Consider the following 13452-nt stretch of genomic DNA (forward strand, 5'->3'; position numbering starts at 1 on the left):
TTGCTCGCGAATGCGGTCTGTCAGTTGATAAATAGGTTGGCTGATACACCGCATTCGCGAGCAAGCCCGCTCCCACATTCGATTGCGTTCCAGCATTTAAATAGCTGACCTTCACGGGCTGTAATACCCCACAGCCACCATGAAATGTCCGGTTTTGCGCAAATACGCATGCTTGTTCTCAACCTTTCCGGTCACCGGATTTTTCCAGCGGTACTTGTATTCCCCCTGATCCTGCTCGGCCATGACCGCCAGGATCGGCTCACCCACCGGCTTCCCGTCGGGATCCTTGATCTTGCTGAAATCCGTATTCACCAACCGCGGAGTCGTGCCATGGGCCACGTAGCGCTGGGTGTCGAGGTCAACCACAAACACATACAAATCGTCCTGTAGAAAACCACCCTGCATGGCGTTGATCGCCTTGAGCGTTCCAACCGGGTCTTTCTCCAGCGCCTTGACGGCTTTGTTCCGCAGCGCTCTGGCATGTTCCGGCGTCGCCCGCGGCAGGTAGTAGCCAACGGCCAAAATCCGCTGCCCGACGCGCTGGTAATACACATGTTTGCGCTCCACCTTGCCGTCATTCCAGTTCTGCCACCGGTAATCGGCCTGCTGGATGCCACTGCCTTCCGGCACCGCCAACGCCTCCTTGAACGACTTGTTCAAATCCGGCCCCAGTACCTCGGAAACATCGCGCCCGATCAACGCGGAAGAGGGCCCACCACTCGCCAGCAGCACGCCCTTGGTGTTGACCACGAACACATAACGGTCCTGGTCGACGAATTCACCCTGGCGGCTGAACGCCGCAAAAGCCTTGTCACCGTTCGTCTGGTAATACGCCAAGGCCTTTTCCAGCAAGGCCTTGGCGGCTTGGGCATCCGCCTCCTCAGCGGTGGCGGCGTGCACCTGGCCAACACATAACAGCAGCAGCCAGGTGGCTCGGAGCATTGCCTTCATTACCCGTCCCTCGATCTTGTTGGTGTGCCAAGAGCGTAGACGGTTTGCCGGCAAATCAGAACGGTTTGGTCGGCAGGTATTTGCCATCCAGGGTGATCACCGCGCGGGAGCCGCCGTCCGGGTCTTCGACCTTCTTGATGTCCAACTTGAAGTTGATCGCGCTGATGATGCCGTCGCCAAATTGTTCGTGCACCAGGGCCTTGAGGGTCGAACCGTAGACCTGCAGCATTTCATAGAAACGGTACATGGTCGGGTCCGTCGGCACGCCGCCCGGAAAGCTGCCGCGCAGGGGCACGGTTTGCAGCAGGCGGCTGGCGTCCTGGTCGAGGCCAAGCTTGTCGCAGACCACATCGGCAGCGTCCTTGGGCAGCGGATGCTGGCCGAGCAGGGCAGCGGTGACGAACGCCAGGCTCAGGCCGGTGCCGTCAGTGAGGTCCTGCCATGACAGGTTCTTGCGCGCCTTGATGTCGATGACGGTGTCGGCCAGGGCCAGGCGTGGGGATTGGGCGAATTGGGATTGCAACATGGTGATGTCCTCTTGGGTTTGAATAAGGTTCAGGCGGCGTAGGCACGGGTGGCCGGGTGGTCGAGCAGCGACACGAAGCGCCCGCTGCGGCCATCCAGGGCGTCGATGGCGCCGCTTTCGATGTCGTAGACCCAGCCGTGCAGGCTCAGCCGGCCTTGTTCCAGGGCCAGGGCCACGGAAGGGTGGGTCTTGAGGTTGGCCAGTTGGGCGACCACGTTTTCCCGTACCAGCGAGTTCAGCCGGTCGGCATCCGATGCGTGAGCGCGGGCGGCATTGATCACCTTGGCCGACTCGGCGTGGCGCAGCCAGTTGGCCACGGCGGGTAAGTGGTCGAGGCATTTGCAGGTGGAGATCGCGGTCATGGCACCGCAGTCGGAGTGGCCGCAGATCACGATGTCGCTGACGCCGAGAACGGCCACTGCGTATTCGACGGTGGCCGACACGCCGCCAGGCTCCGGCCCGTAGGACGGGACGATGTTGCCGGCGTTACGGATCACAAACAGGTCTCCGGGTTCCTGCTGGGTCAGCAGTTCCGGGACTACGCGGCTGTCGGAACAAGACACGAACAACGTGCCGGGGTTTTGCGTGGTAGCCAGGTGTTTGAACAGGTCGCTGCGTTGGGTGAAGGCTTCACCCTGGAACTTGCGAAAGCCGTCGATGAGATCTTGCATGGTGGTTCTCCTTGCGTCGCTGATGGGGCAAGGATGGAAGTTTTCAGCTATAGCGTCCAAGACCGGCTTATTATGGTTTCTATAAGTCATGCCTATAGTTGGAGCGCCTTCCATGTTGCTGCGTCATATCCGCTACCTGCTGGCCGTTGCCGAGCACCGTAATTTCACCCGGGCGGCGGAGGCGCTGCATGTGTCGCAGCCGACCTTGTCGCAGCAGATCCGGCAACTGGAAGACACTCTCGGTGCGCCACTGCTGGACCGTTCCGGCAGAAGCGTCAGCCTGACCGATGCAGGCGAGGCCTATGTGCGGTTTGCGCGCCTGGCCTTGCAGGATCTGCAGGCCGGCACCCGCGCCATGCATGACGTGCAGGACCTGAGCCGTGGCAGCTTGCGCCTGGCGATGACGCCGACATTTACCGCCTACCTGATCGGGCCGCTGCTGGCGCGATTTAACGGGCTGTATCCGGGGATTACAGTGAGTGTCGAGGAGCTGACCCAGGACCGCATGGAGGCGGCACTGACGGAGGATTTGCTGGATATCGGCATCGGTTTTACCGGCGAGCATTTGCCGGATATCGAGTGTGAAGGGGTGTTTGTCGAGGCGTTGAGCGTAGTGGTGAGCGCCGGTCATCCCGGCATTGATCGACAGTCGTGGCTCCAGCAGCCGTTGGTGCTGCTGAATGCCGGCTTCGCCACGCGTCGCTATATCGATGAGTATTTTCGCAGCCAGGCGGTGAAACCGCTGATCACCATGGAGGCCAATTCCATCAGCGCGATTATCGAAATCGTACGAAATACGCAGTTGGCGACCATCCTGCCCAGCGCGATTGCCCAGGTGCAGCCGGGGTTGCAGGCGGTGCCGCTAAGCCCGCCGTTGCCGCAACGCACGGCGGCGTTGCTCAGCCGCAAGGGAGGCTATCGAAGTGCTGCGTGCAGGGCGTTTGTCGAGCTGGTCAGGGCGCAGCCAGCCACTGATTGATGATGCCGTCGTACACGCCGGTCACCGTGCTCAAGTGCAGCCACTGGTCCACATAACTCTTCCATGCGACATCATCGCGGGGCAGCAGGAACGCTTTCTCGCTGTACTGCATGTACCGCTCGGGATTCACCGCGCACAGTCCCGGCTTGAGCTTCTGCTGATACCGCGCCTCGCTGGCGTCGGTGATCATCACGTCCGCCTTGTTCGCCAGCAGTTCCTCGAAAATCGTCACGTTATCCGGGAACAGCGTCAGTTGTGCCTTGCCCAAATGCGCCCGCGCAAATACTTCATTGGTGCCGCCCGCAGGCTCGATCACGCGTACCTGCGGCTGGTTGATCTGCTCCACCGTCTGATAGCGCTGCACATCGGCGCAACGCACCAGCGGGATCTTGCCGTCGACGCCCAATGGCTGGCTGAAAAACGCCTTTTTCTGCCGCTCCAGGGACACTGAAATACCACCCACCGCAATATCACAGCGCTGGGCCAGGAAGTCCGGCATCAGGGTTTTCCAGGTGGTCGGCACCCACTTCACCTGCACCCCAAGGCTCTTGGCCAGCGACTGGGCCATCGAAATGTCGATGCCTTCGTAGCTGCCGTCCGGGCGTAAATAGCTGTAGGGCTTGTAGTCGCCGGTGGTACAGACGCTCATTTCGCCGCGCTGGAGCACTTCATCCAGGCGCGACGCAGAGCTGTCGGCCAGGGCCTGGGCAGACAGGCCGGCCAGCAGGGAAAGGGTCAGCAATGCTTTCATGCGGTCGGGTCCTTGGGCATGGGCAGGGCCGCCATTATTTGCAAATGTTTAGCCACTTCACAACCAAACTCCATCAAGACTGGATTTAACGGCTTAACCTCGCGTGTGAGGCTGCCCGGCATCTCTTTACTGTGAATCCCGCATGGACGGTTCCCCCGACACACACCCTGAGACATCGCCAGGCGCCACCGCGTCCAGCCGTCCGGATCGTCGTCGAGTCACCGCTGATGCCCTCCCTTCCGAACTCGCCTTCTGGGCGCTCTGGCACTGCCGCCACGCACGCCCACCGGACACCTTTCTCCGACGTTGATTTGCCCGAATGGATGCCCCGCGCATCTGCCCGGCAGCGCCCGCGCGCCTGCCTGACGCGAACGTATGAGAATGCCCATGAGCACGCCCTTTGCCACCCTGCACGAAGCCCAGTCCTTTCTTGAGCAGAACCCGGATATCGAGATGTTCGAGCTGTTCATCCTCGACAACAACGGTGTGCCTCGCGGCAAACTGCTGCACCGCGATGAACTGCTGGCGGTCTATGAAAGTGGCCGGCCGCTGCCGAGTACCATCCTCGGCCTGACCATCAATGGCGACGACGTGGAGAACTCCGGGCTGGTCTGGGAAGTCGGTGATATCGACTGCCGCGCTTACCCGGTCAGCGGCAGTTTGCAGCGCATGCCGTGGCGCCTGATCCCGACGGCAGCAGTGCAAGTCAGCATGCACCCCACCGAAGGCATGCCCGCTACCGTGGCCGATCCCCGGCACCTGCTGGCCAGGGTGATTGACGACCTCAAGGCTGACGGCTATTACCCGGTGATGGCGGCGGAGCTGGAGTTCTATTTGCTCGACCAGAAACCCGACAGCAACGGCCGCCCGCAACCGGCGCGGGATGTCGACGGCGGGCGCCCGCGCTCGACCCAGGTCTACGGCCTGCGGGAGCTGGAGCAGATCGAACCGTTCCTCGCCGACCTCTACAGCGCCTGCAAACTCCAGGGTATCCCGGCGCGCACGGCGATTTCCGAATACGCCCCGGGCCAGGTGGAAATCACCCTGGAGCATCGCAGCGATGCCCTGCAAGCCATGGACGAGGCGGTGCGTTACAAGCGCCTGGTCAAGGGCGTAGCCCACAAGCACGGGATGACCGCGTGTTTCATGGCCAAGCCGTTCGACGATCTGGCCGGCACCGGCATGCACATGCACGTCAGCCTGGCGGACCGCGACGGCAATAACCTGTTTGCCAGCGAAGCGCCCGACGGCACGCCGCTGTTGCGCCACGCGGTGGGCGGCATGCTCAGCACCTTGCTCGACTCGTTGCTGATGTTCTGCCCCAACGCCAACTCCTATCGACGCTTCCAGACCAACAGCTACGCGCCGCTGGCCGCGACCTGGGGCGTGGACAACCGCACCGTCACACTGCGGGTGCCCGGCGGGCCGGCGTTTTCCCGGCATATCGAACACCGTATCTGCGGCGCCGACGCCAACCCGTACCTCGCGGCGGCCGCGATTCTGGCCGGTATCCACCGGGGCATCCGCGAACAGCGCGACCCCGGCGCGCCGGTGGAGGGCAACGGTTATGCCCAGGCCAAGGAGTTGCTGCCCACCGATTGGCTGACCACCTTGCGTGCGCTTGAAGGCTCGGTTTGGGCGCGTGAGGCGTTCGGCGGCGAATTCCTCGGCGTGTACCTGGCGGTCAAGCGGGCCGAATACCGTCAGTTCATGGGCGAGGTGGGCGAGCAGGATTGGCGCTGGTATCTGCACCAGGCCTGAAGATGAAGGCGCTGATCACAGACAGTTAACAGACAGGCAGCGGGCTGGATACTGGTTCTGCATTAACGGCGAACAATCCTTCGACCTTTTTTTCACGAGACGGTGGTTAAGCTGCGAATGTCTGATCCATTAACAGAGTCGTGTGATGCCGTCGCAACCGCCGTCTTCCATCGAGATTGAATTTGCCGAACGCGCTGGCCAGCAGCATGCCCTGGTCTGCGCCGACACGCGCCCGCCGGGGCTGTTGCGGCGCCTGGGGTTGTGGCGCGATGAGCAATTGGTGCGCCGTGCGCTGAAGATCGCCGGCGAGCCAGGGCTGATCCTCGACCTGGCGTGCGGCTCCGGGCGCTTTTGGCCAGTGCTGGCCGAGCACAGCAACCGGGTGATCCTGGCGTCGGACAACTCCCAGGACATGCTCGACCACGCCCGTACCCATCACGCGCCGGGCTTGCTCAAGCGGGTCAAGACCTTCCAGGGCTCGGCATTTTCCATCGGCCTTTCGGCCAACGCGGTGGACTGCATTTTTTGCCTGGAGTTGTTTCGCCATGTGCCAACGGCAGAAGGGCGCCTGGCCCTGCTCGGTGAGTTTCATCGGGTAAGCCGCGACACGGTAATTGTTTCGGTCAACAGCGACAGCGGCTACCGGGCGTTGCAGCCTGGCCCGGCGGCAGTTGCCAGCCACCGGGCGCAAGTGGAGGCGGAGTTTCGCCTGGCGGGTTTCAAGGTCCTCGGTCAACAGGAGTTCATGCCCGGCTCAGCCATGTGGCGGGTGTATGTCCTGCGTAAGAGAGGATAAGTACCGACTGTCGGACTATTCTTCAGCTCCTATAAGAGTTTTCATGGCGGATGCTGTACTGCGAATGCTCGCAACTCCCTTTCGCGATATATACTGCGCGCCATTCTTCAAGGGAGAGCCGTGTGGCCATCGATATTCACTGGATCTGCGACAACGATAGCCTCGGCCAGCACTGCGCCGAATGGCAGCAGTTGCCATTCGTCGCCCTCGACACCGAATTCATGCGGGTCGACACTTTTTATCCCATTGCCGGGCTGATCCAGATCGGTGATGGCGTGCGCGCTTACCTGATCGACCCCCTGACCATCGACAACTGGCAACCCCTGGCCGCCTTGCTGGAGAACCCGGCGGTGATCAAGGTGGTACACGCTTGCAGCGAAGACCTGGAAGTGTTGCTGCGCCTGACCGGCAGCCTGCCGGTGCCGTTGTTCGACACGCAACTGGCGGCGGCCTACCTGAACCTCGGCTTCTCCATGGGCTATTCGCGGTTGGTGCAAGCCGTCCTCGATATCGAGTTGCCCAAGGGCGAGACCCGCTCCGACTGGTTGCAGCGGCCATTGTCCGAGACGCAAATCAGCTACGCCGCCGAAGACGCGGTGCACCTGGCAGAAGTCTACACACGCCTGCGCCCGAAGCTTTCCGACGACAAATACGCCTGGGTCCTGGAAGACGGTGCCGAACTGGTGGCCAACCTGCGCCGCGAAGTCGACCCGTACGAGGTTTATCGCGACGCCAAGCTCGCCTGGAAACTCTCCCGTGCCCAGCTCGCCGTATTGCGCGAACTGTGCGCCTGGCGCGAACAGCAAGCCCGTGCCCGTGACCTGCCGCGCAACCGGATCATCCGTGAGCACTCGTTATGGCCCCTGGCCAAATCCCAGCCGGATAACCTCGCCGCGCTGGGCAAGATCGAAGACATGCACCCGCGCACCGTGCGCCAGGACGGCGAGTTCCTGCTGGGCCTGATCAAGCGCGCCGGCAGCGTGCCCATGGACCAGTGGCCACCGGCGGTTGCCGAGCCATTGCCGGTGGACGCCGCCACGCTGATCAAGCAACTGCGCGCCCTGGGCCAGGCCGAGGCCGAACGCCTGGACATGGCGCCGGAACTGATGCTGCGCAAGAAAACCCTTGAAGCCCTGGTCAAGAGCGGCTACCCCGAGGGGCCTTACCAATTGCCAGATTCGCTGCGTGGCTGGCGCCGCGAACTGATGGGCCAGGCGCTGCTGGACAGCCTGGCCACTGCCGGAGAACAGCCTTGAAACGTATTTGCTCCATCTATCGCAGCCTCAAACGAAACGAGATGTACCTCTACGTGCTGAAAAGCGATGCACTGGAGCGTGTGCCGGAAAGTCTGCTGGCCGCCTTCGGCAAGCCGCACCACGCCTTCGACCTGGTGCTGAGCCCGGAGCGCAAGCTGTCCCGCGAGGACATCACCGTGGTTCTGGAGAACCTCGAAAAGCAGGGTTACCACCTGCAAATGCCGCCGGCCGAGGACGAGTACATCGAACACTTGCCCGAAGAGCTGCTGCGACGCAATGACCCGATGTGATCGGTCAGTGCCCCGTCCGGGGCACATTCATCAATGGAATTCAATTTTTGGCGGCGGCCGCACGGTACAGTGAACTGGACCGGCGGCCGCCTGCAGTGTTTTTGAAAGGTTTGAACCATGCGCGTTCTGATTGCTGAACACGATCACCCGCTGTACGCCCGGCTGCTGCGCGAAGCGGCGCCGGACCTTGAGGTCATGACCAGCGGCGACTCCGCCGAATTGTCGCGCCTGGCGGCCGATTGCCCGGTGTGGCTGGGCCAGCCGGATCTTCTGGCCACCTTGCTGCGCCAGGGGCACCAGCCACAATGGCTGCAATCCACCTGGGCCGGCATCACGCCGCTGCTGGCCGACGGCCTGCCGCGGGATTACCGCCTGACCCGCGCCGTGGGCATTTTTGGCCAGGTGATGGCCGAATACGTGCTGACTTACATGCTTGGCCATGAGCGTGAAGTGCTGGCGCGGCTGGTCAGCCAGGTCGAGCGCAAGTGGGATAACCGCATGGGCCAGAGCCTGGCGGGGCGCAAAGTGCTGATCGTCGGTACTGGTGATATCGGCCGCAGCGTTGCGCAATTCCTGCAGCCGTTTGGCGTTGAGCTGTACGGCATTGCCAGTGAGGCCCGTGAGCAGGCGCCGTTTGTCGAAGTTGCCGGGCTCGACGCGTTGCCGCGCCTGGTGGGTGAGGTGGACTACGTGGTCAACCTGCTGCCCAACACACCGAACACCCATGATTTGTACAATGCTGCGCTGTTCAAGCAATTCAAGCCGACCGGGTTGTTCATCAACGTCGGGCGCGGTGTGGCGGTGGTCGATGCGGACCTGGTGGAAGCATTGAAGGAAGGTCATCTGGCCGGCGCGGTGATTGACGTTTGCCGTCAGGAGCCATTGCCACAGCGCCATCCGTTCTGGACCGCCTGGGGCTTGCTGTTGACCGGCCACAGCTCGGCGCCGACTTCGCCGGGGATGATGGTGCAATTATTTGTCGAGAATTTGCGCGCGTACCAGGCGCAGGAAACGTTGCGCGGCGAAGTGAGTTTCGAGCGCGGTTACTGACAGCGCGAAGGCCCGGCAAAGCGTGTTGCCGGGCGCTTACAAATTTCTGCAAACACTAATCAGATGTTCGTTTCGCAGGCCGTATGTGAGGCTCGTACCCCTCTCCAGATGGGTACATTCTCATGTTGAATGCTGGCACTGTGTCTCTCCCTCCACGGGTAACTTCGCAACTTTCCCTGCTTTCTACCGAGCCGGCGGCGCTCCCTCTATTGCCCTCTGCTCTGGGTGCTACGGCCGATCTCAATACGCAGGCCCTCGCCCCAGTCCCCCGGCAATCCGGTCTCACCGCGGCGTTGGGCGACCGCGAGAATCTGCGGACACTGGGCCAGAAGCTAAACGAAATCGCCAGCCGTCTTGGCGTGAATGCCAGCCCTCAAGCGGTGCTGGCCGCGCTGCAAACGACACCGATGCAAATACACCCCGACTCGTCCTACCCGACCCAGGCGGGTAAAGCGGCGACGGTAGAGACCTTTCTCAGAAGTATCGGCTTGGGGTTGCCCACCAATCATTTTCAGCTGACCGGTCATGCCCATGCGGTGAGTGACAGGGCACTGGAGCATCCGCTCGGCAATTTTGGCGGCGGGTTGTCCTGGCCTGTTCCCATGAGCGCCGCTGAACAGCGCAGGGTACTGGCGGCGGCTACCGACCATGGCAGCCAGAACCCCAACGCACCGCACATCGGCGCAAGCGTGGGTGTACTGGAATATCTGAACGCGAACCAGCCGTTGTCAGGCGAGGCATTGGCTGATCCTGCCAAGGCACTCGAAACCCTCGTCAGCTCCACCCGCGGGCAGGCACTGGGGCAAGCCATACAGGACCAGCTTGGGGGCGCCGCCTCCGAGACCAGCGTGAACGAATACGCACTGAGCGCAATCCACCTGCTGCTGGATCCCGAGTCCATTACGGCGCCGCACCGAAACCGTGTGGCAGGTTTCGACCTCGCGCAACAGGCCCACTGGGGCAAGCCGGCTTCGACAGTGCTCGAGCGCCTGAGCACTTACCTGCACGAAAATCACAAGACCAGTCCCGAGATGGCCAAGGCCGGCGCCTATTTGTTACTGGCACGAAAGGCCCCCGAGTTTTTGATCAAGGACATCCCCGACCGCGTGACCTACGGCAGCCCGGCCTGGGTAAGCCTCGCGGTCGCAGCGGCGGCCATAGAGGCGCAGTTCCCCGGAAAGGTGGCGCACATGACCTTTGCCCAAGTCATGTCCAGCGCGGAAAACGCGATCCTGACGAATCGAGCCGCCGCCGAACATGCACAAAAGGCGGCATTGGTGGACTGGGCCGTGGTCAACGGGATCGTCACATGCCAGCCAGATGATCGTTACAGCGACGATGAGATAGACCGTGCAAGGACGGCATTCAACGCACAACTGAAGTCGACGCTTGCGGCTACCGGTTTGTTGGAAGCCGAGATTCCAAGCCGTAAAGACATTGCGTTGGCCCATTTGAAGGAGCGGTTTGGCGAACACGTACCTTTTGAAGAGAATCGACTGAAGGTCGTTGACTCGAAACAACCGTCAGCCCAACCACTTTATGATCCGAACCGGGCGCCCGGCGGGCTTTTCTCGTTGTTGGACATCGCCATGAGCGGACTTGGCCAATACCCATGGGAAACCAGGGACCCGAGCATTGCCGAGGCAATCAAAGGCAAGAGCCTGGATTTCAGCGTGAACAAAATCTTCAACGAAGAATTTGAACAAGCAATCACTTCTCGCCAGCAAGGGGTTCGCAGCGTCATCAGGCACCTTGTCGCAACACTGCCCTTGGTTGACCGGGAAAACCTGGAGTTTGCAAAGCTCGAGTTTTTTCAGAAAAACACTTATGAACTGGGCCTCGACTTCACCTCTAAAAAACGGCAGGGCGCGGAAAACAAACTGTGGATCAAGGCCACCGGAAGAAATGGCAACACCGTTTATGAAATTGATTTGAACGCAGGTGCAATCAAGTCGGTGCCGGCCTCGGAGTTAACAACAAAACGCGAGCGGCAGGCCAACAAGGAGTTCAAGACGGAGCCCTTCAAGCCCAAGACCGTGAGCGAGGCTGCCCTTGGCCAAAAGAGCCAGGACGGCTTGTCAACGCCGCCCCCCAGTTTTTCCAGTGCGCGAACCCAGCACATTGCCGATGCCTTTGTTGAGCATCTTGATCTCGACAGTGATGACATAAAAACCTATGCCCGGGGTGTCACCTCATTCGATAAACAAATGGCAACCGAGTGGAACGTCACCCACTTTTTTCTTGACCTGATTCCGCTCAGGTCCGCCATCGTGAATTTTTCCAGGGGTAACCACGTGGAAGGGGCCAGTGACCTGGCGCTGGATGTCTTTGGTTTTGTCACGGCGGGCGCGGGTGTGGCGGCGAAAGTCACGAAGGCGGGAGCCAAGGTCGCGAGCGCCGCCGCCAAGGCCATTCAAGTGGCAAAAGTCATCGGTGTGGCTGCCATTGAAGCATTCAACCCATTGGATGGCTTCAGCGAACTGGTCGCGGGCGGTGCCCGGTTGCTGGGCAAAGGCGCCAACTTTGTACGCGCCACGGGTGCAGAGGTGGTCAACAAGCTCAGGGGCGCGAGCGGCAGCTATGACCTGTTGAAGGCTGCCAGTAAACACTATGACGCAGCAGCGACGGGTACCTTCAAGGTCGCCGGGCAAAGCGTTGATGGAGGCGCGGTACTCCAGAACGGTCGATGGTATGCGTTTGATGTGGACAGGATGCGGCCTTACGGCAGCCCTCTTGAAGGCTTCACCGCAAAAACGAGTGCGATGGATGGGGCGATCATCACCACGCCTGCCGAGCCGGGCAGCGCCCTGAACAACCGGTTGCTTGGCGACTACAGCGTGGCCGAATCGAAAATAGCCGGGCTTGCGCGCAACAGTCAGGGGATCTATGTGGCGGCGGACGGTCACTTGTCCCACATCCGCCATACCGATACTGCCGGCAACACTGCGGTCTACGAAGTGCGGCAAGTGACTCGCACCGCCGACGGTGCCGTACAGGGGCAGATTTATCACAACAACCGGCAAACGCCGCTGCTGGTGCAGCACCTGCAGGGGGACCAATGGCAGCGCCTGGGGGCACGCGGCGGTAACCCGCCTTCTGTGGCATCAGACCTGGGGCCGGAAATTGGCGGGGGCGGTGAGGGGACGATCTACGACAGTCTCGACGGGAAAAGTGTCTATAAGGACTATGGCCCTTCATCCATGACTTCTGCCGACGACTTTGTCGATAACGAGACCCTGTGCCTGAACAGCTATTACGGTGACGGCTTTGCAACCACGATATTTGAAAATGGTCGCCGTTATTTGAAAATGGGCAAGCTGGACGGGGTGGATGTAAATACCCTGGCAAGGGGAAGTTTGCCCCCAGAGGCCAGGCTTTTACTGGATGACGCATTTCGGCGCATGGAACAGAAAAATCTTTACCACAACGATCTGCAGTTAAGTAATTTCCTGTATTCAGCGAGGGATAATAAAATCTATCCAGTGGACTTGAACGCAAACGGTCTTGAAGACATGACACCGTTTCTCGCCAATATGTACAAGCGTGATCGAGACGAGCTGCGCAGGGCCTATTACGCGCTGATCGCCAAGGCGTAGCTGCACTTTTGGCGGGTGTACCCTGCTGTGATCGCAGCAGCAGGGTTTTGACGTGACCGTCAACGACTGCCAGAGCGTGTTCAGTCCTGGTGGTTGAAGTCGCCTTCGGACACCAGCTCGTTCAATGGACGACGCGGGCTCGGGGTTTCCCGGGCTTGCAGGTAGTCGGCCAGGGTCGATTTGTCGCCGAGCTTGCCAATCGCCACCGCAGCGTGCAGGGCGTAACCTTCAGGAATCTTCAGTTCCTTGCGGGTCAGTTCCTGGTCGAAACCGGCCATGCCGTGGGTGTGCCAGCCGCTGAGGCTGGCTTGCAGCGCCAGGTGGCCCCAGGCCGAGCCGGTGTCAAAGGTGTGCCACAGGGCCGGGGTTTCTTCGGTGGCACCAGGCACGGCAAAAGTCGTCTTCGACGCGACGATCACCAGGGCCGAGGCATGCTGTGCCCAGCCACGGTTGAATTCGTTCAGCAGGCCCAGGAAACGTTCCCAGTTCGGCGTGTCGCGGCGCGCATAGAGAAAACGCCATGGCTGCGAGTTGTAGGCCGAAGGTGACCAGCGCGCGGCTTCGAAGAAGCTCAACAGGGTGTCCACCGGGATGCTTTCGCCGGTGAAGGCGCGCGGCGACCAGCGGTCGGTGAATTGTGGGTGGATCGGATAGTCGGCGACGCGTGGGTTGCTGCTCATTGGGCTGATCCTGATGAAAAACCGGGGTTCAAAGCTACTTCGCCGCCGGGTGGCTGACAAGTCTTGTTCTACCGACAGTCGTAAGCGCTTGGCCCCGGGGGCCATGGGCACTAGACTGGCGGCCTTTTAACATACCGATATTGAT

At 61.1% G+C, this 13452-nt stretch carries 12 protein-coding genes; 7 read left to right on the plus strand and 5 right to left on the minus strand.

Annotated elements, in window-relative coordinates; translation table 11 throughout:
* Window positions 1–111: 111 nt before the first annotated feature.
* From HX839_RS04025 to HX839_RS04035, 3 genes are read right to left on the minus strand one after another with little or no spacing between them, the layout of a single operon-like run.
* A complete protein-coding gene (locus tag HX839_RS04025; RefSeq protein ID WP_177019678.1) occupies window positions 112–951 on the minus strand; it encodes a cache domain-containing protein in 840 nt (279 codons plus the stop codon).
* Between the two features lie 55 nt (window positions 952–1006).
* On the minus strand, window positions 1007–1477 hold the full coding sequence (gene cynS, locus HX839_RS04030; RefSeq protein ID WP_003210659.1) for a cyanase: 471 nt from the start codon (window positions 1475–1477) through the stop codon (window positions 1007–1009).
* 29 nt (window positions 1478–1506) lie between these two features.
* Window positions 1507–2148, minus strand: a complete 642-nt coding sequence (locus HX839_RS04035; protein WP_008437919.1) for a carbonic anhydrase — start codon at window positions 2146–2148, stop codon at window positions 1507–1509.
* 112 nt (window positions 2149–2260) lie between these two features.
* Here HX839_RS04035 and cynR point away from each other — a divergent pair, with 112 nt between their 5' ends.
* Window positions 2261–3127: a transcriptional regulator CynR gene (gene cynR / locus HX839_RS04040; protein WP_003210662.1), complete on the plus strand. Its 867-nt coding sequence runs from the start codon at window positions 2261–2263 to the stop codon at window positions 3125–3127.
* Here the strand turns inward: cynR and HX839_RS04045 are convergent.
* Window positions 3102–3878, minus strand: a complete 777-nt coding sequence (locus HX839_RS04045; protein ID WP_177066769.1) for a transporter substrate-binding domain-containing protein — start codon at window positions 3876–3878, stop codon at window positions 3102–3104. The genes cynR and HX839_RS04045 overlap by 26 nt on opposite strands.
* 387 nt (window positions 3879–4265) lie before the next feature.
* On the opposite strand from HX839_RS04045, the gene HX839_RS04050 reads away from it, so the two are divergent.
* The 6 genes from HX839_RS04050 (at window position 4266) to HX839_RS04075 (ending at window position 12627) form a co-directional block, all read left to right on the plus strand.
* Window positions 4266–5639, plus strand: a complete 1374-nt coding sequence (locus HX839_RS04050; protein WP_003210664.1) for a glutamine synthetase family protein — start codon at window positions 4266–4268, stop codon at window positions 5637–5639.
* 145 nt (window positions 5640–5784) lie between these two features.
* Window positions 5785–6435, plus strand: coding sequence for a class I SAM-dependent methyltransferase (locus tag HX839_RS04055; RefSeq protein WP_177066770.1), 651 nt, complete (start codon window positions 5785–5787; stop codon window positions 6433–6435).
* A gap of 122 nt (window positions 6436–6557) precedes the next feature.
* On the plus strand, window positions 6558–7691 hold the full coding sequence (rnd, locus tag HX839_RS04060; RefSeq protein WP_003210666.1) for a ribonuclease D: 1134 nt from the start codon (window positions 6558–6560) through the stop codon (window positions 7689–7691).
* On the plus strand, window positions 7688–7981 hold the full coding sequence (locus HX839_RS04065; protein WP_003210667.1) for a YcgL domain-containing protein: 294 nt from the start codon (window positions 7688–7690) through the stop codon (window positions 7979–7981). The genes rnd and HX839_RS04065 overlap by 4 nt, the downstream gene beginning before the upstream one ends.
* A 117-nt stretch (window positions 7982–8098) precedes the next feature.
* Window positions 8099–9031 (plus strand): D-2-hydroxyacid dehydrogenase, encoded by a 933-nt coding sequence (locus HX839_RS04070; protein WP_003210668.1) that lies wholly within the window; start codon window positions 8099–8101, stop codon window positions 9029–9031.
* A 209-nt stretch (window positions 9032–9240) separates the two neighbouring features.
* The gene (locus tag HX839_RS04075) at window positions 9241–12627 is read left to right on the plus strand and encodes a hypothetical protein (protein WP_256344678.1); all 3387 of its coding nucleotides are present in this window, start codon (window positions 9241–9243) and stop codon (window positions 12625–12627) included.
* Window positions 12628–12707: 80 nt separating this feature from the next.
* On the opposite strand, the gene HX839_RS04080 is transcribed toward HX839_RS04075, so the two are convergent.
* Window positions 12708–13307 carry a nitroreductase family protein gene (locus tag HX839_RS04080; protein WP_008437924.1) on the minus strand — a complete coding sequence of 200 codons (600 nt, stop codon included), beginning with the start codon at window positions 13305–13307 and terminating at the stop codon, window positions 12708–12710.
* Window positions 13308–13452: the final 145 nt, after the last annotated feature.

The sequence above is a fragment of the Pseudomonas sp. I8001 genome (genome assembly GCF_013385345.1).
In the GTDB taxonomy this organism is placed as follows: domain Bacteria; phylum Pseudomonadota; class Gammaproteobacteria; order Pseudomonadales; family Pseudomonadaceae; genus Aquipseudomonas.

Bases quoted from the DNA above. Each gene is read 5' to 3' on its own strand.
- HX839_RS04055 (WP_177066770.1), top strand. From the start codon at position 5,785: ATGCCGTCGCAACCGCCGTCTTCCATCGAGATTGAATTTGCCGAACGC.
- cynS (WP_003210659.1), bottom strand. From the start codon at position 1,477: ATGTTGCAATCCCAATTCGCCCAATCCCCACGCCTGGCCCTGGCCGAC.
- HX839_RS04045 (WP_177066769.1), bottom strand. From the start codon at position 3,878: ATGAAAGCATTGCTGACCCTTTCCCTGCTGGCCGGCCTGTCTGCCCAG.
- HX839_RS04070 (WP_003210668.1), top strand. From the start codon at position 8,099: ATGCGCGTTCTGATTGCTGAACACGATCACCCGCTGTACGCCCGGCTG.
- cynR (WP_003210662.1), top strand. From the start codon at position 2,261: ATGTTGCTGCGTCATATCCGCTACCTGCTGGCCGTTGCCGAGCACCGT.
- HX839_RS04080 (WP_008437924.1), bottom strand. From the start codon at position 13,307: ATGAGCAGCAACCCACGCGTCGCCGACTATCCGATCCACCCACAATTC.
- HX839_RS04035 (WP_008437919.1), bottom strand. From the start codon at position 2,148: ATGCAAGATCTCATCGACGGCTTTCGCAAGTTCCAGGGTGAAGCCTTC.
- HX839_RS04050 (WP_003210664.1), top strand. From the start codon at position 4,266: ATGAGCACGCCCTTTGCCACCCTGCACGAAGCCCAGTCCTTTCTTGAG.
- HX839_RS04025 (WP_177019678.1), bottom strand. From the start codon at position 951: ATGAAGGCAATGCTCCGAGCCACCTGGCTGCTGCTGTTATGTGTTGGC.